The organism is Nocardia amikacinitolerans NBRC 108937 (genome assembly GCF_001612615.1).
In the GTDB taxonomy this organism is placed as follows: Bacteria; Actinomycetota; Actinomycetes; order Mycobacteriales; family Mycobacteriaceae; genus Nocardia; species Nocardia amikacinitolerans.
The window spans coordinates 137,672-158,221 of sequence record NZ_BDAU01000031.1; the positions used below are offsets into that span (position 1 = coordinate 137,672).

At 70.8% G+C, this 20,550-nt stretch carries 16 protein-coding genes and 1 riboswitch; of the genes, 8 read left to right on the forward strand and 8 right to left on the reverse strand.

Features of this window, described 5'->3' with window-relative positions; all coding sequences use genetic code 11:
• Nucleotides 1-7 precede the first annotated feature (7 nt).
• The gene (locus NAM01S_RS23180; RefSeq protein ID WP_067788546.1) at nt 8-754 is read right to left on the reverse strand and encodes a tyrosine-protein phosphatase; all 747 of its coding nucleotides are present in this window, start codon (nt 752-754) and stop codon (nt 8-10) included.
• Between the two features lie 410 nt (nt 755-1,164).
• Here NAM01S_RS23180 and NAM01S_RS23185 point away from each other — a divergent pair, with 410 nt between their 5' ends.
• Nucleotides 1,165-1,644, forward strand: coding sequence for a TetR family transcriptional regulator (locus tag NAM01S_RS23185; protein WP_253798370.1), 480 nt, complete (start codon nt 1,165-1,167; stop codon nt 1,642-1,644).
• A gap of 57 nt (nt 1,645-1,701) precedes the next feature.
• Nucleotides 1,702-2,871: an amino acid deaminase/aldolase gene (locus NAM01S_RS23190; protein WP_067788633.1), complete on the forward strand. Its 1,170-nt coding sequence runs from the start codon at nt 1,702-1,704 to the stop codon at nt 2,869-2,871.
• 13 nt (nt 2,872-2,884) lie between these two features.
• Here the strand turns inward: NAM01S_RS23190 and NAM01S_RS23195 are convergent, their stop codons facing one another.
• Nucleotides 2,885-6,199: an AAA domain-containing protein gene (locus NAM01S_RS23195; protein ID WP_253798367.1), complete on the reverse strand. Its 3,315-nt coding sequence runs from the start codon at nt 6,197-6,199 to the stop codon at nt 2,885-2,887.
• 116 nt (nt 6,200-6,315) lie between these two features.
• Nucleotides 6,316-8,124: a DEAD/DEAH box helicase gene (locus tag NAM01S_RS23200; RefSeq protein ID WP_084483205.1), complete on the reverse strand. Its 1,809-nt coding sequence runs from the start codon at nt 8,122-8,124 to the stop codon at nt 6,316-6,318.
• A 62-nt stretch (nt 8,125-8,186) separates the two neighbouring features.
• On the opposite strand from NAM01S_RS23200, the gene NAM01S_RS23205 reads away from it, so the two are divergent.
• A complete protein-coding gene (locus NAM01S_RS23205) occupies nt 8,187-9,041 on the forward strand; it encodes a carbon-nitrogen hydrolase family protein (protein ID WP_067788553.1) in 855 nt (284 codons plus the stop codon).
• Between the two features lie 11 nt (nt 9,042-9,052).
• Nucleotides 9,053-9,679: a phosphoribosyltransferase gene (locus tag NAM01S_RS23210; protein ID WP_067788554.1), complete on the forward strand. Its 627-nt coding sequence runs from the start codon at nt 9,053-9,055 to the stop codon at nt 9,677-9,679.
• 158 nt (nt 9,680-9,837) lie between these two features.
• Here NAM01S_RS23210 and NAM01S_RS23215 read toward each other — a convergent pair whose 3' ends face one another.
• From NAM01S_RS23215 to NAM01S_RS23235, 5 genes are read right to left on the reverse strand one after another with little or no spacing between them, the layout of a single operon-like run.
• Nucleotides 9,838-10,365, reverse strand: a complete 528-nt coding sequence (locus NAM01S_RS23215; protein WP_067788555.1) for a gamma carbonic anhydrase family protein — start codon at nt 10,363-10,365, stop codon at nt 9,838-9,840.
• A gap of 27 nt (nt 10,366-10,392) precedes the next feature.
• Nucleotides 10,393-11,592 (reverse strand): ESX secretion-associated protein EspG, encoded by a 1,200-nt coding sequence (locus tag NAM01S_RS36730; RefSeq protein ID WP_253798364.1) that lies wholly within the window; start codon nt 11,590-11,592, stop codon nt 10,393-10,395.
• Nucleotides 11,574-12,854, reverse strand: coding sequence for a WXG100 family type VII secretion target (locus NAM01S_RS23225; RefSeq protein ID WP_067788557.1), 1,281 nt, complete (start codon nt 12,852-12,854; stop codon nt 11,574-11,576). The genes NAM01S_RS36730 and NAM01S_RS23225 overlap by 19 nt, the downstream gene beginning before the upstream one ends.
• Complete coding sequence (locus NAM01S_RS23230; RefSeq protein WP_067788559.1) at nt 12,847-13,245, reverse strand: hypothetical protein; 399 nt, start codon at nt 13,243-13,245, stop codon at nt 12,847-12,849. Before NAM01S_RS23230 ends, NAM01S_RS23225 begins: the two co-directional genes overlap by 8 nt.
• A gap of 53 nt (nt 13,246-13,298) precedes the next feature.
• Nucleotides 13,299-14,021 carry an alpha/beta hydrolase gene (locus NAM01S_RS23235; protein ID WP_067788635.1) on the reverse strand — a complete coding sequence of 241 codons (723 nt, stop codon included), beginning with the start codon at nt 14,019-14,021 and terminating at the stop codon, nt 13,299-13,301.
• 102 nt (nt 14,022-14,123) lie between these two features.
• Between NAM01S_RS23235 and NAM01S_RS23240 the strand changes: the two genes are divergently transcribed.
• The 4 genes from NAM01S_RS23240 to NAM01S_RS23255 all read left to right on the forward strand — a co-directional run bounded on the left by NAM01S_RS23240 (nt 14,124) and on the right by NAM01S_RS23255 (nt 20,549).
• The gene (locus tag NAM01S_RS23240) at nt 14,124-15,038 is read left to right on the forward strand and encodes an SMP-30/gluconolactonase/LRE family protein (RefSeq protein ID WP_084483206.1); all 915 of its coding nucleotides are present in this window, start codon (nt 14,124-14,126) and stop codon (nt 15,036-15,038) included.
• A gap of 169 nt (nt 15,039-15,207) precedes the next feature.
• Nucleotides 15,208-15,382: riboswitch (cobalamin riboswitch) on the forward strand.
• Nucleotides 15,383-15,400: 18 nt separating this feature from the next.
• Nucleotides 15,401-16,993, forward strand: a complete 1,593-nt coding sequence (locus NAM01S_RS23245; protein WP_067788560.1) for an ABC transporter substrate-binding protein — start codon at nt 15,401-15,403, stop codon at nt 16,991-16,993.
• A gap of 9 nt (nt 16,994-17,002) precedes the next feature.
• Nucleotides 17,003-17,977, forward strand: a complete 975-nt coding sequence (locus tag NAM01S_RS23250) for an ABC transporter permease (protein ID WP_067788562.1) — start codon at nt 17,003-17,005, stop codon at nt 17,975-17,977.
• A gap of 40 nt (nt 17,978-18,017) precedes the next feature.
• The gene (locus NAM01S_RS23255; protein ID WP_084483207.1) at nt 18,018-20,549 is read left to right on the forward strand and encodes an ABC transporter ATP-binding protein/permease; all 2,532 of its coding nucleotides are present in this window, start codon (nt 18,018-18,020) and stop codon (nt 20,547-20,549) included.
• The last annotated feature ends 1 nt before the right edge of the window (nt 20,550 follow it).

Below are 20,550 nucleotides of genomic sequence, written 5' to 3' on the forward strand. Positions count from 1 at the left end.
CCGGGGACTATTCCAGCATCCGGTCGCGCAACCGCGCGCGCAGCTCGGACGTCAGCCCGACGACGTCGAGGTAGCGGTCGAAGTCACCGTGCAGTTGCCGTACCGATTCCAGCGACTCGCCCAGGTATTCCTCGCGCACGCCGAGCAGGTCTTCGGAGAAGCTCGCGCCCGGCGGCAGGGTGGGCTCGATCAACGCGCGCAGCGGCTCGACGGCCTCGTTGCTGAGCAAGTAGTCGGCGAGCACGTCCTCCTCGACGACGCCCACCGCGCGCAGCAGCGTCGCCACCGCCCAGCCGGTGCGGTCCTTGCCCGCCGCGCAGTGCACCAGTACCGCGCCGTCCCCGCGCACGATGGACTCCGCGATCGAGACGATCGCCGAGTTCGCCTCCGGCAGCGCGGGGAACTCGCGGTAGACCTCGAGCATGTGGTCGAACGCGGAGCCGGTGCGCGACTCGTGCGGCGGGGCCTCGCCCATCCGCGAGTCGAAAGGCGTCACGCTGCGCCGCACGCCGTCGGGCAGGTTGTCGTGGCCCATGTGGTCGATCTCCCGCACACCGCGCAGGTCGAAGACCTCGCTGACGCCGAGTTCGCGCAGCGTGCGGTGGCCGTCCGCGTCGAGGCCGCTGAGCTGCGCCGAACGAAGCAGCACGCCCGGGCGCACCTTGGCGCCGTCGGCCGTGCGCAGGCCGCCGGTGTCGCGGAAGTTGAACGTGCCGGAGAGGAAGAACTGATCGGCGGGAGGCGGGAGAGTCACCGATCCAGGCTATCGGCCGCCTGTAGAGCGGCGGTGTCGTTCCCGGATCGAAAGCCGAACACCCGGATGAACCGGTTCCACGGCGCTATTGTGCGCTTTGCCACAGTGACGGCAGGTGCGGCGCCGCGGACCGTAAGGTGGAACATTGTGTGTCTTCCGGCCGCGAGGGTCCGGAAGTCGCCCAGGAACGCCGATCGGTGGGGACACTGCAGCGTTGCAGAGTCATTCCGTTTGGGTAACAAAACATTCTTTCAGTCTGGAATACCCGCTGAACCCGTTCTCAAACCCCGAAAACCCTCTACCATTGATGAACGTTGGACCGGGCAGCCTGGGGATTTCTGGCAGCTCGCCAAAGTTCAGCGAGTCGCGCCATCGGAGGTGCGCGAGTTCTTTCGCCGAGGGAGTCGTCGTTGAGCGCACGTGGAGAAACAGTGGAGAGTCGGTTGCGGCCGACGATCTGCGAGGCCGTGGAGAAAGCGGCCGCCTCGCTCGATATCACCGGAGTGCGGGCACTGCGGGTGCTGTTGCACGCCGGTGTCACCGCGTACTGGCCGCTGGTCAAGGCGGCGCCGACCAAACAGATCCGTGCCTACGAGGCGACCGTGCAGACGCTGCGCGAGCACTGGGAGGTCCGGCCCGAACCCGAACCCGATCCAATCGCCGCGGCCATGTTCCGCGAGATGGACGCCGAGGTCGGCAACTTCCTGCGCCTCTGCGCCGATCGCTCCGGGACCCAGTGGCTGGAACCGGTGGACGACATCGCCACCTACGTGGTGTCGGTCCTGCAGGGCGCCGTGCTGCGCTGGCTGGCCGACTGCAACGACGAGACGACCCTGGTGGTATCGGACGACCTGGTGAGCGGGTTGGCCACCCGGGCCGCCGAAGTCTGACTCGACCAATACTGGACGTGTGACCAGTTTGGTGGTTGAGTTGTCCGGGTGAGCGAGATATCGCCGATCGCCGGACTGCACGCCGCCACCGCCGACCTCGACCCGCCGCTGGCCGCGCTCGATCTGACCGCGCTGCGCGCCAATGCCGCCGATCTGGTCCGCCGCGCGAACGGCGTCCCGATCCGGGTCGCCAGCAAATCCGTGCGCTGCCGCGCCGTACTGGAAGCCGTACTCGGCGGTGATCTGACCGCCGCCGACGGCTTCGCGGGCATCATGTCCTACTCCCTGCGCGAGGCGCTCTGGCTGGCCGGTCTCGGCGCCCGCGACATCCTGCTCGGCTACCCGACAGTGGACCGCGCTGCCCTCGCCGAACTGGCCGCCGACGACACCCTGCTCGGCGCGATCACCCTCATGATCGACGACGTCGACCAGCTCGACCTGATCCGCGCTGCCGTCGGCACCGACCGGGTACGGCCACGCGTCTGCCTGGACGTGGACGCCTCGCTACGGATCGGACCGCTGCACCTAGGCGTGCGCCGCTCACCGATCCGCACCCCCGAACAAGCCGCCGCGCTGGCCAGTGCCGCGCTCGACCGCGGCTTCGACGTGGTCGGCGTGATGACTTACGAGGCGCAGATCGCCGGACTGCCCGACAGCAATGTCGCGGTGCGGCTGGTCAAGCGGGCCTCGGCCGCCGAGATCGCCAAGCGCAGGGCGCGGGTGCTCGAGGCGGTGCGCTCGGTGGTCGGCAAGCTGGAGATCGTCAACAGCGGCGGCACCGGTTCCATCGAGGTCAGCATCGCCGATCCGGATGTCACCGAGGTGACCGCGGGTTCGGGGCTCTACGTGCCGACGCTGTTCGATCACTACCGCGCCTTCACCCCGCGGCCCGCCCTGTTCTTCGCGACCCCGGTGCTGCGCAAGCCGACGCCGTCCATCGCGACGGTGTTCGCGGGCGGCTACATCGCCTCCGGTCCGACCGGCGCGTCCCGGGTGCCGAAACCGGTGTGGCCCAGCGGGTTACGTCTGATCGGCACCGAGGGTGCCGGCGAGGTGCAGACGCCGCTGTCGGCCGCGTCCGAACTGAGCATCGGCGACCGGGTGTGGTTCCGGCACGCCAAGGCCGGTGAACTGTGCGAGCGGTTCGATCGGGTGCACCTCGTCGAGGCGGACGGCAGTCGCCGTAGCGTGCCCACCTACCGCGGCGAAGGCAAGAACTTCGGCTGAGCCCGAGCGCGTTTCAGCTCAATTGCAGGAACCGCGCCAGGTCGGGTAGGTCGTCCGGCGCGGCGGGCAGGTACTGGGTGAGCAGCGGCGAGCGGATGATCACCGCGCGCCACATGGCCCGCGACACGGCCGCGCGAACCAGGTTGGGCGACAACAGGAACGACATGCCGTGCGGGGCGTCGGCCGGGCTCGAGGTGGTCATCGACAGCAGCACCACCGCGGCCTCCCTGCCGCGGAAACGGTCGACGGTGCCGACGAGCACGTCCTCGATCTTGGCGCGCGCCAGCATCGTTCGGATCCGGCCGACCTGCGCGCCGTACGGTGCGACGACGAAGATGTCGTGCGGGTGCAGCCGCCGCGTGGTCGCGCCCATCGTCCACGGTAGGCCGAGCAGGGCGCGCACCTGGCGCACCACCTCGCGTGCCTCGGCCGCCGATTCGGTGGCATCGCCGTAGTGATCGACGAGGACGGTGCCGATCCCCGGCTCGGCGCCATCGAGTTGCCTTGCCAGCGTGACGGTTTCGTTGGAGCGCAGCCTGCCGTCGTAGAACAGCCGGGAGATCGGCTCGCACACACGGGGATGCATCCGCCAGGTGCGGTCCAGCAGGTACCCGCGCTCGGGCGGGACGGTGTGGCGGCCGGCGAGCAACCAGCCGAGGACCGATTCGCCCACCGGCCCGGGATGCGCGCTGCGCGCGACGGTGGGCTGCGGATCGCCGAGCAGCAGCAGATTGCGCGCACTGCCCGCCACCGTCGCGGTCTCCGCCAACGGGAACCGGCCCGCGTCCGCGATCACAAGCAGGTCCAGGCTGTCCGCGGGAACCACGGCGTCGTCGGCGAAATCGGCGGAGAGCCCGCCGATGACACACCCGTTCACGGCGTTGTCCAGGAACCGCGGATAGCGGGCCCCGTCGATCACCGCCCACTCCGGCGCCACCGCCTCGGCGTCCTTCTTCGCCACCAACTCCGGAAGCACACCGACCGCGACGATCGCGTCCAGCAGGCTCTCCACCGTCGAATGCGCTTGCGCCACAACGCCGATACGCCACTTGTTCCGGACGACGAGCCGTTCCAGCACCCGCGCGACGGTGGAGTTCTTCCCGGTCCCCGACGGGCTCTGCACCACCAGGTAGGACTCGTCCAATTCGCGGGTGGCCGCGGTGATGGCGGCGGCGTGGTCGCCGTGCACCTCGGGCAGCGACGCGTCCCCACGCAGCCGCGGCGCGCGCCGGGCGAGGATGTCGAACAGCGCGCAGTCGGGGATCTCCGGCAGCGTCACCAGCAGCCGCTGCGCGGCCGATTCCATGGCGGCCTCGGCGTTCTCGTCCCAGGCGGGAAGTCCCGGCGCGATGGCGATGGGTAGGTCGTCGTAGGGTTCGCAGCCGTCCGGTAGGAGTTCCTCCAGCCGGACCGTGTCGTCGAAGTCGGCGTCCACCGCGCAGCCGAGCACCGTCGCCGTCGCGGTGCCGCGCTTGCCGACCGCGGTGCGCATGCCCGCGGCTACCGGGTGGTCGTAGTAGGTGTACACGGTCGCGCCCGGCGCGAGCGCCGCCGCGCCGCCGCCGTCGCGACCGGTGCCGATCCGGCCGGTCAGCGTCAGATACCTGCGCATGGACGGGCGATTGGGGCTGTGGTGCCACTTGGTGTCCACGGTGCCCCAGTCGGCGATCAGCACGCCGGACGCGTCCGGCCATTCGTGCACGGGGTGGCTGAGGCGGTCGGCGTGCGAGTACCACAGCGGCTGACGTTCGCGCCGGTGGTAGCCGAGCGCCGCCGCCATCAGCGCCGCGGGATGGTCCGGATTCCCCTGGGCCGCGGCGTATTCCGCGAGCGCGGCCTCCACCGAGGACGGGCCGGACATGGGCGCCAGCTGTGTCGGTTCCGGCGTCGGATACCGGTCGGCGCGCGCCATGGGATCGGTGTGCTCGTCGGCCAGTTCCAGCAGCCAGTCGCGTAGCCGAAGCACCGTGACGCAGGCGGGTTCCGGCGCGCCCGCATCGGGCAGCAGGCGCCGCAGCCGATCCAGCCCGTACGAGTCCTCGCCGACCAGCAGCGCGTTGCGCACGATCGGATACAGGTCGACCAGCACACCGTCGCGCAGCAAATCGTCGGCGATCTCCTCGCCGACGCCCGACTCCCCGGTCCAGCGCAGCAGCGCCGAACGCACCTCCGAGGTGTAGTGGTAGACGCGCATGTCCGGGAACGTCCGTCGCCGGTGCGCGAGCAGATCGAGCACCCGGCTCAGCGCGTCCCGCCACGCCGCGTCCTCGTCGGCGAACGGCGCGCGCAAGGACAGGTGCACGGCGCCAGGCTCGCCGATCTCGATCGCCGCGAGGCGGCCCCGGTCGTCGGCGTCGACGGTCAGCGAGAGATCGCCCGGTGTCGCGGGCGGCAGCCCGGCGAGCGCGAGCGCGTCGACGAGCGTGTGCGCGGGACGACCCGAATCCTCGCTGCGCCGTTGGATTTCCGCCTGCCTGCGCAGCGTGGTCACGGTGCGCGGCGGCAGTCCGTGCACCGCGCCGTCCAGCCCGCCGAGCCGGTCGATGGTGCTCACCCCTGCCTCGCGCAGCCTGGCGCGCGCGGCGGGGGACATACCCGCGACGAGGAGCAGATCGCGCGCCGCGGTCAGCTCGGCCGTGCAGGTGGGGCAGCGGCCGCAGGCCAGATACCGCGGATCGCCCCACTGGACGGGCAGCAGCTCGCCGAGCTTGTCCTCCACGATCCGTTCGACGCGCCGCCGTCGTGCGAGATAGACCGGAACCAGATCGGTGAGCGGATGGTCGGCGCTGTCCGCGCCTAGATGCAGCCGGGCCGTGGGTGCGGCGAGGCCACCGCTCGCGTCCAAAGCCACGGCGCAGGCGGCCGATTCGAGCGCCGTGCCCACCAGGGCCCACGGTGTCGCGGCGGCGCCGTGCACGGTGTAGCGCACCCGATGACTCGCGCGGACGAGGTACTCGCACGAGCACGCGAACCCGCCGTCGAAGAAGGTGGCGTTGTGCACCACCGCCACGCCTTCGCGCAGCGCGGCAAGGGTCTGCTCGTGCGCGTCCCGCAGCGCCGCGACCCGCCCCGCTGGATCGTCCGGATTCTGTGGCGGCTGGCGGATCTCGACCATGCCGCTGCCGTAGCGGTCGCGGAAGTCGGCGAGCCTGCGCTCGCGGGAATCGTCGACGCGGTGCGGCTCGGCCGCGAAAGTGCGCGCGGCAGCGGCCTCGATGTCGTCCGGAAGCGCGCCCAGTTCGGTGTCGAGGGCACGCAGCAACGCGAATTCACAGCGCGCCGCGCGCACGAGATCAGCGGCGGCGCATACGACACGATCACCGAACACGAACAAACGCGCCCCTCCTGTGTCTTCGCCGGGACACCCGCACCGGGCGCGCTGGCGTGCGCGCCGGTCGGCAACACCTTAGCTAGCCCCGCGTGACCTCGGCGTACCCGCCCGGCTCAGGAGCGTGGCTTGCGGCGCTCCGGGCGCTTGCCCGCGTCGCGGTCGCGACGCGGACCCCGGGTGAACGAGCGGTGCGATGGCGGGCCCTGGTCCAGCTGCAACTGGATGAGCACGCCGCTGATCCTGGTGCGCCGCAAGGCTTCCAGTGTCTCGGCGGGCAGCTGCGCGGGCAGCTCGACCAGACTGTGGTCCGGCCGAATGCTGATATGCCCGAAGTCGCTGCGCCGCAAACCACCCTCGTTGGCGATGGCGCCGACGATCGCGCCGGGCACCACGCGGTGCCGCTTGCCGACGCTGATCCGGTAGGTGGCCAGCTCCGCGCCGGTGCCGCGGTGGTGCGACGCCGCGGGGCGCTCCTCGTCGAACCGGCGGGCGGGCCGTTCCCTCGGCACGCGCTCGCGCCGCTCGGGCTCGGGTTCCGGCTCCATGAAGAAGTTGTCGCCGTCGTAGGAGCCGACCGCCAAAGCCGCGGCGATGTCGACGAGCGGGATGTTGTGCTCGCGCTCGTAGTCCTCGATCAGCTTGCGGAACAGCGGCAGATTCGCCGAGGACAGGTTCTCGGTGATCGCGTCGCCGAACTTCGCCACGCGCTGCGCGTTCACGTCCTCGACGCTTGGCAGCTGCATCTCCTCGAGCGGGTGGCGCGTGGCGCGCTCGATCGCCTTGAGCAGATGACGTTCTCGCGGCGCGACGAACAGCAGCGCCTGTCCGCTGCGGCCCGCGCGGCCGGTGCGGCCGATGCGGTGGACGTAGGACTCGGTGTCGTGCGGGATGTCGTAGTTGACCACGTGCGAGATGCGGTCCACGTCCAGGCCGCGCGCGGCGACGTCGGTGGCCACCAGGATGTCCAGCGCGCCGGACTTGAGCTGGCCGATGGTGCGCTCGCGCTGGTTCTGCGCGATGTCGCCGTTGATCGCCGCGGCGGAGAAACCGCGGGCGCGCAGCTTCTCGGCGAGCTCCTCGGTGCCCTGCTTGGTGCGCACGAAGATGATCATCGCCTCGAAGGACTCGACCTCGAGGACCCTGGTCAGCGCGTCCAGCTTGCGCTGGTGCGAGACCTGCACCCAGCGCTGGGTGATGTTGGTGTTGGTCTGGGTCTTGGCCTTGACCGTGATCTCGACCGGGTCGTGCAGGTACTGCTTGGAGATCTTGCGGATCGCCGAGGGCATGGTGGCCGAGAACAGCGCGACCTGCTTGTCGGTTGGCGTCTCGGCGAGAATCCGCTCGACGTCCTCCTGGAAGCCCATCTTGAGCATCTCGTCGGCCTCGTCCAGCACCAGGTACTGGAGCTGGGAGAGGTCGAGCGTGCCCTTCTCCAGGTGATCGATGACACGGCCCGGCGTGCCGACGACGACGTGCGCGCCCCGGCGCAGACCGGACAGCTGCACGCCGTAGCTCTGACCGCCGTAGATCGGCAGCACGTGCAGGCCCGGCATGTGCGCGGCGTAGCGGCCGAACGCCTCGGCGACCTGGATGGCCAGCTCGCGGGTCGGCGCGAGGACGAGCGCGCGCGGCTGCTTGCCCTCGATCTTCAAGCCCATCAGGATCGGGATCGCGAATGCGGCGGTTTTGCCGGTGCCGGTCTGGGCGAGGCCGACCACGTCGGCGCCCTCCAGCAGCGGCGGAATGGTCGCCGATTGGATCGGCGATGGCGATTCGTAACCCACGTCGGCGATGGCCCGCAGAATGCGGTCATCGATACCCAAGTCGGCGAAGGAGGGGCCGGCAGCCGGGGAAGACGCTTCGCTCCCAGCCGGGTCCCTGTCGTTGTCGCCAGGAACGCTGTCGACCTCATTGGTGTTCATTGACCAGCAGTTTACCGCCTGGCGGTGGCCGTCCCTGCCACCGGGCCAATACGGTGAGACCTATGCAACTGAACGACGCGCCCGAACATCAGGATCAGCCCGCTGCTTCCGTGGAGGTCGCGGTCGTCCAGTTCGCCCCGGGAAAGGACCCCGCGGCCAACCTCGCCGCGCTGCGCGAGCACGTCGGGACCGCCGCGAGCAGGGGCGCCCGGTTGGTGGTCGCGCCCGAATACTCGATGTTTGCCGTGACCCGGCTCGACGAACGGGTCGTGGCCGTGGCCGAGCCGCTGACCGGCCCGTTCGCCACCGCGCTCGGCGCGATCGCCAGGGAATTCGCGGTGAATCTGGTGGCGGGCATGGTCGAGCAGGTGGCTCCCGGCGCGGACCGCATCCGTAACACCCTGCTGGTGTTCGGGCCCGACGGCGAACTCGTCACGCGTTATCGGAAGGTGCACCTCTACGACGCCTTCGGCTACCTGGAATCGAACGTGGTCGAGCCAGGCGCGATCGAGGAGCCGCCGATCTTCGCGGTCGACGGCGTGCGCTTCGGCGTGCAAACCTGTTTCGATCTGCGCTTCCCCGAGGGCTTCCGGCGCATCGCCGCCGCGGGCGCACAGGCGCTGGTATTGCCCGCGCAGTGGATCCCCGGCCCGGCCAAGGTGGACCAGTGGACGACGCTGCTGCGGGCAAGGGCCATCGAGAACACGGTGTACGTGCTCGCCGCAGACCAGTGCGCGCCGCGCGGCGCGGGCGCGTCGATGATCGTCGATCCGACCGGCAGCGTGCTCGCCGAACTCGGCGACGAACCCGGCGTGCTCACCGCGGACATCGACCTCGCGCATTTGGCGACGGTGCGGACCGCCAACCCGAGCCTGGCGTTGCGCCGATTCGCGATCACCGAGCGCGCACCGGAGTAGCGTTCGAATCGATGATCTACGCCGATCGGACCGCCGCCGGTCGCGCGCTGGGTGCCCAGCTCGAACACCTGCGCGCGTCGAAGCCGCTGGTGCTCGGTCTGCCCCGCGGCGGTGTCCCGGTCGCCGCTGCGGTGCGCGAGATCATCGGGGGCGATCTGGACATCCTGCTGGTGCGCAAGCTCGGTGTGCCGTGGCAGCCGGAGCTGGCCATGGGCGCCATCGGCGAGGACGGGGTCCGGGTGCTCAACTCGGACGTGCTCGCGCACACCGGCGTCACCCAGCGCAGGCTCGCGGCCATCGAGGAGGCCGAGCGCGAGGAACTGGAGCGGCGCAGGGAGGTGCTGCGCGGCGACGCGAAACCGGTGCCGATCGCCGGGCGCACCGTGGTGATCGTCGACGACGGGATGGCGACCGGCGCGACCGTGGTGGTCGCCTGCCGGGTCGCGCGCCTGCACCAGCCGACGCGCGTCGTCGTCGGCGTGCCGGTGTCATCCATCGAGGCGATCCGCCGGGTGGAGGCCGAGGCCGACGAGGTGGTGTGTCCGCTGGTGCCGCGCAGCCTCGGCGGCGTCGGCGTCGCCTATCGGGACTTCCACCAGCTCGCCGACCACGAGGTCACCGATCTGCTGAACAACTGAGCCTGGTCGGACCGAGCGGAGTCCTCGCGCTGGTCCGAGTCGTCGAACCGAGCCTGGTTGTTCGGACTGGGCCGGGTCGTCGGACCGAGCGGAGACCTTGCGCTGGGCTGGGTCGTCGACCGAGCCGTTGTTCGAACTGAGCCGAGGTGCGGAACCGATCAGCCGATTTCGCTGATGCCCTTGCGGTGCCGCTGCGCGAGTTCGGCGTAGAACCCCGGGTTCAACTGCACCCACATCTGCGCCTGGGTGCCCTCGATCGGGCGCTTCACCTCCGCGGGGGAGCCGGCCGCGAGCACCCCGTCGGGGATCTCGGTGCCCGGCGCCACCAGCGAATGCGCCGCGATCATGCTGCCCGCGCCGATCTTGGCGAGGTCGAGCACCGTGGTGCCGTTGCCGACGATCGCCTCCGCGCCGACGGACGCGCCGTGGAAGACCACGCTGTGCGCGATGGTCGCGCCGGGACCGATCTCCATCGGCACGTCCGGCGGAACGTGCAGCACGGCGTTGTCCTGGATGTTGGCGCGTTCCCGGATGGTGATCGGGGCGAGGTCGGCGCGCAGCACCGCGCCGTACCAGATCGAGGCGCCCGCCTCGACCCGCACGTCACCGATCAGCGTCGCGGTCGGCGCGACGAACGCGGTCGGATCGACCTGCGGCCGCTTGCCTTCGAATTCGTAGAGTGGCACGGCTAAAGGTCTACCAGCGCAATGCCGCTACCACCGCTCGGATCGCGCGGTGGTCTTCTCGGCGGCGGCCAGCATCGGGCGCAGATGGGCGGCGAAGGTCTCCGCGTTCACCGGCGCAATGTGCACGTCGGCGCCGGTACGGACCGCGTAACGACCGTCCTCGGCGACGTCGATCCAGCACAGCACCCCGAACGGCTTCAGCCCTTCGTCGCGGCGCACCGACACCACGATCTGGCCGATGCCGTCGCGCGGACTGGCGAGCAGGCGGCGGATCCGCGCGGGCGCGGACGGACCCGAGACCGGAACGGTCACCAGGTCGCGGCTGTCCTCCTTGACCCGCGACAGCGGCGAACTGAGCCGGGCGGCGGTGCCGGGCGGATTCTCCGGAAGCATCGAGATCACCCGGGCGGGCAAACTTTTCGGGCTGCCGACGAACAGGCGGATGTCACCGCCGCGGTCGGGTGTCGGCCCCGGGCGTTGCGCGGCGACGACGGCGACGTTGCCCGAGGCGACGCCGAGGACGCGCACGGGGCGCACGGCGCCGGTGGCCGGTGCGCCGTAAGTGCGGTCGAACCCAGCGCCGGAGGTGCGGTCGAACCCAGCGCCGGAGGTGCGGTCGAACCCAGCGCCGGAGGTGCGGTCGGAACCGGTGTGGGAGGGGCCATTCGACCCGATGCCGAAAGGGCCACCGAACTCTGCGTCGGAGGGACGGTAGGACCCGGTGCCGGAACGGCCATCGAACCCCGCGCCCATGGAGCCGCCGAACCTGGCTTCGGTGGTACTGCCGAACTCGGCGCCGGAGGTACCGGTGAACTCGGCCGAGGAGCCACCGGACCCGGCACCGCCATGGCGTCCCGAGGCGGAGTCGCCCGCGGAATCGGGGTAGGCGGCCGTCGACGGTCCCGCGGACATACCGATGGCGAATTCGGCGGTGTCCGTGAGTTGTTCGCCGTCCGGGGCGGCGGCGCGGTTGGTCGGTCGGTGCTCGCCGAAGACCTCGATGCGCACCGTCGGCCGGGTCAGCAACCGCAGCGCGGCTTCCAGATCGGCGTCCAGCGTCCGCTCGCACCACGCGTGCAGGGCGGGCAGTTGGGCCGCCCGCTCCACCGAGTCGCGCGCCGAGAGCCGGACGGCCAGCGGGTACGGGATACGGTCACCGTCGGTGCGCTCCCAGGCCATGGCGAACTGGTCCGGTGTCAGCGTCCAGTTCACTCCAGATCGGTCCATTCGCCGACGACCGGTGGTGTGGTCGGATCGAGTTCGCCGATCAGCTCGCCCGTTTCGTCCGCGGGTTCGAGGAAGGTCAGCTCGTCGTCGATCCAGTGCAGCTCGTCGTCCTCTTCCTCGGCGCGGGCGGCCGCGGCCTTGGACGCGACGCTGGAACCGTGCCGGGTGGTGTCGGCCGCGGCGAGCGCGCCGCCCATGAGCCCGCCGACGGCACCCGCGCCCATACCGGTGACGGCCTCGCTGTTGGCGTCCCTGCGCCGTTCCTCGCGCTTGCGCTCGTCCTCGGCGGCCGTCGTGCCGCCGCCGGGCATGGTCGCGCCGGGCAGCGCGGCGGAGGCCGCGACCACCGGCGCCGAAAGACCTTGGCGCGGTGCGCGATCCGGCGTCGCTGCCGCGGCGGCGGTGGGCGTGTCGGTCGCGACGGTGACGGGCTTGGCCGCGGCGGGCGTCGTGTCGGTGGCGGGCGGGGCGGTGAGCGGTCCGGCGGACGCGGGGGTCACCGTCGCGGGTGTCGTGTCGGTGGCCGTGGCCTGCTCCGGTTCGGGTTCGGTCTCCCGCGCCGGTTCCGCGACCGGCACCGACGTGAGTGCCGAAACAGGTTGGGCTCCAGGGACATCCACGGTACTCACCGGAGCGCCCAGCGCGGTGCCCGGCGTGCTGCCGCCCGGGGTACTGCCCGTCGGGACGATCGGCGCGTCGTCCGGGAACGCCGGAACCCCTGAACCGCTTTGCAGAAACGCGTTGGCGTAGATGGTGTCCATGGCCCGCACGACGTCTTGGCGGTCGTGCTCGGTGGTCTTCTGGGTGGCGATGTTGCCGGTCGCCTGATTCGGATCGAGCAGTGCCGCAGCGAGATCCGGCTCGGCGCCGGACGGTGAACCGACCGCCGACCGCAGCGTCTCGGCGGCATCGCCCGCTTGGCCGAGCCGCTGCGCCACCGCCGCCATCACATCGGCGAGCTGCTGGCCGCGCTGTTCGAAATCACGCACCGCGTCGGCGGCGGTCTGCGCCGCGCCACCGCGCCAGCCGTCGGCGATGGTGGAGCGAATCTCGTTGTGCGCCTGCGCGACCGACTCGGTCAGGCCGGTCGCCGAGGTCTGCCAAGCCTGCTGACCGGCGTTGAGCACCGCCGGGTCGAGCAGCTGCACCTTGCCGTGGATCTCCTGGTGGGTCAGGTTGTCGAAGACCTCAACGCTGGGCGCGTAGGCCGGATCGACGCGGGTGTGCGGCGCGCGTTCGGTCTGGTACGGAATCTCACGCATGCGCGGCTCCCGTCGCGTCCACCCTGGCCACCGCGGCCGCGAGTTCGGTGTCGGCCTCGGTGTAGGCCGTCGCCGCGGCGCGGAAGGTCTGGGCGAGCGCCCGCGCCGAGTCGGCGTAGTCGCGCAGCCGCGCGATCGCGCCCTCGGCCTTGTCCTCGAAACCGCGCCGCAGTGCGTCACCGGAAGCGAAACCGCCGAAGCCGGGCAGCGATACGGCCGCGCTCAGCACTCCGATCTGCGCTTCGACCTCGTCGGCGAGCTGCTCGTAGCGTCGTGCGCACCGCTCGTGCGCGCCGTCGGCGACCAGCACGCCGTCGATCCAGAGCCTGCCCTCGTCGACCGCTTGATTCAGTGCCGTGACCTGCGGCACCGCGCTGTCCTGTGGTTGCACCGCCCCGTCCCCCTTGTCTCCTCATCGTGCCGCGTCGTGCGGCCGTACTCGGTTCACGCGTGCCGTGCCAACCCCACGACGACGCCCTGCATCCAGTCCGCGATGTCGACGCCGACCCGCGCGCGCACCGGCTCGTGCAGCAGATCGTGCCCGGCGTCGGCGTACTCGCGTAAATCTACCCATTCGTGGCGTGCAGTCCAGACCCGCATCGCATCGATCGGCGCGCGACGGTCCTCTGTCCCGTGCACCGCCAGGATCGGAAGATCGGACGGAAGCGGGGTGCCGGGAGCGCCGGGCAGACCGCTGCCGAGTGCGCGGCGCGGCACAGCCGAGAGCACCAGACCGGACAGCGTGCCAGGATCGATGCTCGGGACGGTCGGGAAGTTCGCCTCGACGGCATTGAGGTCGGTGGCCGTGCTCGCGTCCGGTACCGCGGCGCCGAGCATGCCGAGCACGGTGACCGCACCGAGCGAATGCCCCATCAACACCAACGGCGCGTCCGGCAGTTCGACACGCGCCAGATCCACCAGTCGGGTCGCGTCCGCGACCAGCTCGGCGAGGGTGCCGGGATGCGCGGGGTCGCCTTCGCTGAGGCCGTGGCCCGCGGTGTCCAGTCCCCACACCTCGATGTCGATCGACCGGAGGAACCGGGCGAACCGGTGGTAGTGGCCGCTGTGCTGGCCGATACCGGGCAGTAGTATCGCCACCGCCGCGGGGTGGTCGACCGTCCAGCGCCGATAGTGCAACCTGCCGCGCGTGCCGTCGAAGTAGAGCATGCACTGATAGTGCCAAACCTTCTGCACTTCAGGGGACTTCACCATCCCGGTGAAAAGGCGGTTACACTGCGCGCGTTCGCGGTGCCGATCAGGAGGTCCCAGGTGTCCGTCGTCGAGTTGCCCGCGCTCCTGCGCCGCGCGGTTCCCGCGCTCGCCGTCGCCTTGGCCTGTGCCGGAGTCGCCGCGCCGCTCGCGACCGCGGAACCAGGCTCCGCTTGCGCGCCCGCGACGTCGGCGACCGCACTGCCCGCCGCCGTCCCGGTGCTGGACTGGTCGGAGAACCTGGCCTACGACGGGCAGGGCAACCTGTGGGTTTCCCGGCTGTACCGCAACGAGGTGCAGCGCTACGACGACGCGGGACGGCTGACCGCCACGGTCCCGGTGGAGTTTCCCGGCGCGGTCCGGCTCGGACCGGACGGGCTGATGTACGTCGTCTACGGCGACGCGCCGACCAGCGTCGTGCGCCCCGGCGGCGTCGTCCGTTTCGACCCGGCCGCCGCCGCACCGCGTCCGGAGATCTTCGCGTCCGGATTCACCATGCCCAACGGCGCGGCCTTCGACGCCGACGGCACGCTCTACGTCGCCTCCGCGACCGGCGTGATCCGCATCGGCCGCGACGGCGTCGTCGACACGGGCTGGACCGAGCGGGCCAGGCTGAACGCCAACGGCATCGCCGTGCACGACGGCACGGTGTACCTGACCTCCAACGGCGGTCCGCTCGGACGGGTCCTGCGCTTCCCGGTCACCGAACCGGACCGTCGCACCGTCCTCACCGATCTCACGTCCGGGCTTCCCGGCGTCCCCGACTTCGCCGACGACTTGCTGGTGGACGATGCGGGCGCGGTCTATGTGACCGCGTTGTCCGGCCAGCTCGTCCGGATCGATCCGAACGGCCAGTCCTGCCGCATCCTCTCGGCCGAACCGATGACGTCGCTCGTCGCCGTGCCGTGCCGCCCCGGCGAACTCCTCGCCGGCACCGAACGCGGCGCGGTCCTACGCATCCAGCTCGCCCCCTAACCCACCCCGCCTCGACTCGCAGTGATCCCGCTCGACCACCATTTCTCGCCCCTCGATAGAGAAATGGATTCGACGGGAGTCGAATGGCGGTGCGACACGCCCAGATTGCCGCCATTTCTCTCCCGTCGAGACGGTCAGCCGCGGTGGTTGGGGACCCCACACGTCTGCGCCTGCCGGTATCGTCCAACGTCGACGCGGGGAACACCGGTGCGAATCCGGGGCTGTCCCGCAACTGTCACCGAGGAGCAATCCGCCGATTCATGGCCACGACCTGCCCGGGTTGGAAGGCCGGTGGTGCGCGTCGATCCGGGAGCCAGGACACCCGCGTCGGATGTATCGGGACGACTCTCCACGAGGATGGCATGGACAACTCCACAGGATCTCGACGGCCGCTGGGCCGCCGGGAGTTATTGCTGCGCGGGGCAGGGGCTGCCGGCCTCGTCGCGCTCGGCGGCATCGGTGTGCTCACCGGTTGCGGGACCGACGGATCGACCGGAGCGCCGGAGGGTCCGCCGCGCGCGGGCGGCCGGTTGCGCTCCGCGATCGCCGGGCGTGCCGCGAGCGTCGACGTGCTCGACCCGCACCGGGCGGGCAGTTCCGCGGGCGGCGCGGTCTCCAAGAATGTGTGGGACAAGCTGGTCGCCTACAACAACGACCTGACCCTGCGATACCGGCTCGCGCAATCGCTGGAACCCAACGCGGACGGCAGCGAATGGCGGATCACCCTGCGCCCCGGCGTGGTCTTCAGCGACGGCACGCCGCTGACCGCCCGGGACGTGCTGTGGAGCTTCGAGCGCATGCTCGACCCGGCCAAGCCGTCCTCCGGCGACCTCGCGGTGGTCGACATGGGCCGCACCAGGGCCGACGGTGAGCTCGGCGTCGTCGTCGCGATGAAGACGCCGATCGCGGACTTCGGCTCGGTGCTCGCGGGGTGGTACTGCTACGTCGTCAAGGACGGCAGCACGGTGTTCGACGAACGGACTCTCCCGGTCGGCACCGGCCCGTTCGCGCTGCACTCGTGGTCGCCGGGCGACCGAACGGTGTTGCGGCGCAACGAGAAATATTGGGACGGTCCGGTACACCTGGACGAGGTCGAGATCATCCAGATCGCCGAGACCGAGGCGCGGATGAACGCCTTCCTCTCCGGCGAAGTGGATCTGGTGCAGGAGATGTCGTACCTACAGGCGCGTTCGCTGGACAGCGATCCGGACGCCTACGTCGTCACCCCACCGGCCGGACTGATGGGCGCCTTCCAAATGCGCGTCGACGAACCGCCTTTCGACGACGTGCGGGTCCGCCAGGCGATGCGGTTGGCTGTCGATCGGCAGGCCATGGTCGACTCGGTGTACTACGGCTACGGCGAGGTCGGCAACGACATCTACGGCAAGGGCGCGCCTTTCTACAACGACAGCCTGCCGCAGCGGACCTACGACCCCGAGCGGGCCAGGCAGCTGCTGAAGGAGGCGGGCAAGGAGAACCTGACCGTCACCTTGCAGACCGCAGACGCGATCCCCGGGATGGTCGAATCGGCAACGCTTTTCGCCGAGCACGCCAAGGCGGCCGGTATCACGATCCGGCTGGAGACGGTCCCCGCCGACACCTACTTCTCCCGGGTGTCGGGCAAGCAGCCGCTGACCCATATCGGTTGGTGGAACTACAGTTTGGACTATTTCTACGGCCAGACCATGACCAGTGCCTCGCCGAGCAACGGCACCGGTTGGCGTCGTCCGGCGTGGGACGCCAAGTTCGCCGCGGCCCGTGCGGAGATGAACGAGCAGCGACGTCGCCAGCTGTACTTCGAACTCCAGGAAGAACTCTGGAACGAAGGCGGCTACATCCTGCACAGCTTCGCGAAGCGGCCGGACGCCGCCCGTAAACGGGTGCGCGGCGTCCGCGACGGCGTGCCTGGCACGGACGATTGGGCGAACTTCGCCACGACCTGGCTGGCGTCCTAGGCGGCGGTCGTGACCCGTTATCTGCTGCGCCGGATCGGCGGCGGCATCGGGGTGCTGTTCGTCGTCGCGCTGGTGGTGTTCGGACTGTTCGAGGCGCTCGACTCGGACGCGGCCGCCGTCGCGCTGAGCCGTGACGGCGGCCGCGATCCCTCGCCGGAACAGCTCGCCGCGGTCCGCGCCGAACTCGGCCTCGATCGTCCGGCTCCGGTTCGATTCCTGGACTGGGCGGGCGATTTCGTGCGCGGCGACCTCGGAACCTCGCTGGTTTCGGGACGTCCGGTCGGCGAGGTCCTGCTTGATCGGCTCGGCAACAGCGCGGTCTTGGCCGTGGTGACGACGGCGCTGCTGGTGCCGATCGCGCTGTGTCTCGGTCTCGCGGCGGGTGCGCGGGCGGGGTCGCGGCTGGACCGAGCCGTCAGTGCCGTGACCCTGGTCGCGGAGTCGCTGCCGTCGTTCGTGTCCGGCGTGATCCTCGTCGCCACAGTCGCTTTGACGTTTCGGCTGCTGCCCGCGGTCTCGCTGCTGCCGACCGGCGTGAGCGCGTGGCAGCGGCCGGAAGTGCTCGTCCTGCCGGTGCTGTGCCTGCTGATCGGCGCGAGTCCGCATCCGGTGCGGGTGATCCGGGCGCAGACCGCCGACGTGATGACCAGTCCGTACATCGAGACGGCGCGGCTCAACGGCGTCGGCCCGTGGCGGCTGCTTGCCAGGCACGTAGCCCCGAACGCGGTGTCCGCGTCGATCCATCCGCTCGCCGGATCTATCGTCGGACTGATCGGCGGAATCGCGGTTGTCGAAACGCTTTTCGCCTATCCCGGATTGTCCCAGGAATTGCTGCGCGCCATCTCGGCGCGCGATTTTCCGTTCGTCCAGTCGGCCGCGATGCTGATGGCGGGCGTCGGGTTGGTGGTATATCTGATCGCCGATCTGCTCACCCTCGCCGTCAGCCCGCGGGCGCGGCACGTGGTGTTGGGCGGGCAGTCGTGACCGGTCAAGCGGGTGCGGTCGTGATATTGGGGGTGCGGTCGTGATCGGCCGCGACGGAGGTGATAGCCGGCGGGCGTTCGTGATTCGCCTGCCGCGTCGGGCGATTCCGCCCGCCGTCGGTTTGGCGGTGGTCGTCGCGACGGTGGCGCTCGGACCGTTGCTCGCCCCGCATTCGCCCACGGCTCCGGTGGGCCGTCCGTTCCAAGGCCCGTCCGCGCGGTACCCGTTCGGCACCGATGTGGTTGGGCGCGACGTGCTCTCGCGGCTGCTGCACGGCGGGGTTCCGCTGGTGTCGATCGCGGCGGTCGCCCTGGTGACCGCGTACGTCATCGGGTTGGCGCTCGGACTGCTCGCCGGGTTGCGGCGGGGCGCCGATCCCTGGGTGATGCGCCCGGTCGACGCCGTGGTTGTCGTGCCGTGGTTCCTGTTGCTCGCGGTCATCGCGACCGCGATGGGGCCGGGTCCCGCGGCGATCGTGGTGACCACCGCGGCGGCCTCGGCCCCGTGGATCGCGCGGATCGTGCGCACCGCCGTGCTCGACCTCGCCGCACGGGGATACGTGGAGGCCGCGCGCGCCAGGGGCGAGCCGTGGTGGCGACTCGCGGTGGTGGAGGTACTGCCGAATCTGCGCTCGGTCGTCTTGGCGGACGCGGGAATTCGCGTCTCGGGCGCCATCGCCATGGTGGCGGTGAGCGGGTTCCTCGGCTTGGGTCTGCGTCCGCCCTCCGCGGATTGGGCGTTGATGATCACGGAGAACCGACCGGGTTTCGCGGTCGCGCCGTGGTCGGTGCTCGCGCCCGCCGGATTGGTGATGGCATTGGTCGTCTCGGTGAACCTGCTGGTGGATCGACTGCTCGGCGGGGACGAGCGGCGGGTCGAAGCGGCCATCCGGGCGCCCGGCGACGGCCTCGCGGTGCGGGGGCTCAGTGTCCGCGACGCGCACGGTCGTGCCGTGCTCGACGATGTGACGCTCGCGGTGGAGCAAGGCCGCGGACTCGCGGTCGTCGGCCCATCCGGCGCGGGCAAGACGACCTTCGCGCTGGCCGTGCTCGGCGCGCTGCCGAAGGGCATGTCCGCGACGGGCGTCATCGCGACACCCGCGGCGACCGGCCGCCGCACCGTCGGCTACGTGCCGCAAGACCCGTCCTCGGGTCTGAACCCGGCCCTGCGCATCGGCACCGCTATCCGCGAAATTGCCCGCGCCCGAGCTGGTTCCAACCAACCAGACATCGCCGCTGCCCTGCGCCGAGTGGGCCTCCCCACCGACCGCCACTTCCAACGCCGATACCCGCACCAACTCTCCGGCGGCCAGCAACAACGGGTGCTCCTCGCTATGGCGCTGCTCGGCGACCCGGCCCTGATCGTCCTCGACGAACCCACAACCGGGCTCGACCACCGAACCCGCACCGAACTTCTCGACACCTTGCACGCGATCCGCCACGAGACCGCGACGACCTTCGTCGTCATCACCCACGGCCTCCCCGCTCTGGCGTCGATCGTCGACGACGTCGCCGAGTTCGACGGCGGCCGCCTCACCCGCTTCGAGCCCCTGCACTCGGCCCCGTCGGCAACCCAGGATCTCGCCCGCCCCGACCACGGTGCCGGTCCGGTGCTGCCTGCTCTCGGATCGAACCTCGGGACAGACCGCGACGCGATCCCGGCGCTGCTGCCGGACAAGCAGATCATCGATGTCGACGCGAACCCGCTGCGGGGCAAGGGGCTGCCGGTGCAGCGCCGAAGCGGACTTCCGGTGCACGACGGACACCGCGGTCCACGTGACGGACCTCTGGCGGCAGGGGCCGTCGAAGGACCTGTGTCCGAGCGGAGCACGCTGCCGGGCGGGGCGGGGGCGCTCAGGCGCAGGCGTTCGGTACTCGAAGGGGTCGGTCGGGTCCCGGTGTTGCGCGTCGACGGGCTGACGGTCCGGCACCGCCGCAGCCGTCCCGTCCTCGACGGAGTCGGCTTCGAGTTGGGCGCGGGGGAGTGCCTCGCGCTCACCGGCCGTTCCGGAGCGGGCAAGACCACGGTGGCGCGGGTACTTGCGGGGTTGTGCGAACCCGATTCGGGCGCAATCGAACTGGCGGGCCGACGCCTGCCAGCGGGCGTGGATCGGCGCTCGACCGACGAGCGGCGAGCAATCCAGCTGGTCTTCCAGAACCCGGCGACATCGTTGAATCCCGCGTATTCCGTTGGCAGACAGGTCCGCCGCACACTCCGCCTGCTGCGCGGTATCGATGAAGCGTCCGCCGCCAACGAGGCACTGCGCCTCTTCGAATCACTGCGCCTGGATCCGAGTCTGCTGTCCCGGCGACCGTCCCAACTCTCCGGCGGTCAACAGCAGCGCGTCGCCATCGCCCGCGCCCTCGCCGCCGACCCCACGGTCCTCATCTGCGACGAGATCACCGCCTCGCTGGACAGCCGCGCCCAAACGGCCGTCCTGGATCTCCTGGATTCCCTGCGCGCCACCGGCCTTTCCATGGTCCTCATCAGCCACCAACCCGAGGTGATCGAGCGCCTGGCCGACCGGGTCCTGACCATCGCCGACAGCCACCTGACCTCCGCGCCCGCCTAGC

Coding starts and splice junctions, on each gene's coding strand:
- NAM01S_RS23200 (WP_084483205.1), bottom strand. CDS start 8,124: ATGAACACCAATGAGGTCGACAGCGTTCCTGGCGACAACGACAGGGAC.
- NAM01S_RS23205 (WP_067788553.1), top strand. CDS start 8,187: ATGCAACTGAACGACGCGCCCGAACATCAGGATCAGCCCGCTGCTTCC.
- NAM01S_RS23210 (WP_067788554.1), top strand. CDS start 9,053: ATGATCTACGCCGATCGGACCGCCGCCGGTCGCGCGCTGGGTGCCCAG.
- NAM01S_RS36730 (WP_253798364.1), bottom strand. CDS start 11,592: ATGGACCGATCTGGAGTGAACTGGACGCTGACACCGGACCAGTTCGCC.
- NAM01S_RS23225 (WP_067788557.1), bottom strand. CDS start 12,854: ATGCGTGAGATTCCGTACCAGACCGAACGCGCGCCGCACACCCGCGTC.
- NAM01S_RS23235 (WP_067788635.1), bottom strand. CDS start 14,021: ATGCTCTACTTCGACGGCACGCGCGGCAGGTTGCACTATCGGCGCTGG.
- NAM01S_RS23245 (WP_067788560.1), top strand. CDS start 15,401: ATGGACAACTCCACAGGATCTCGACGGCCGCTGGGCCGCCGGGAGTTA.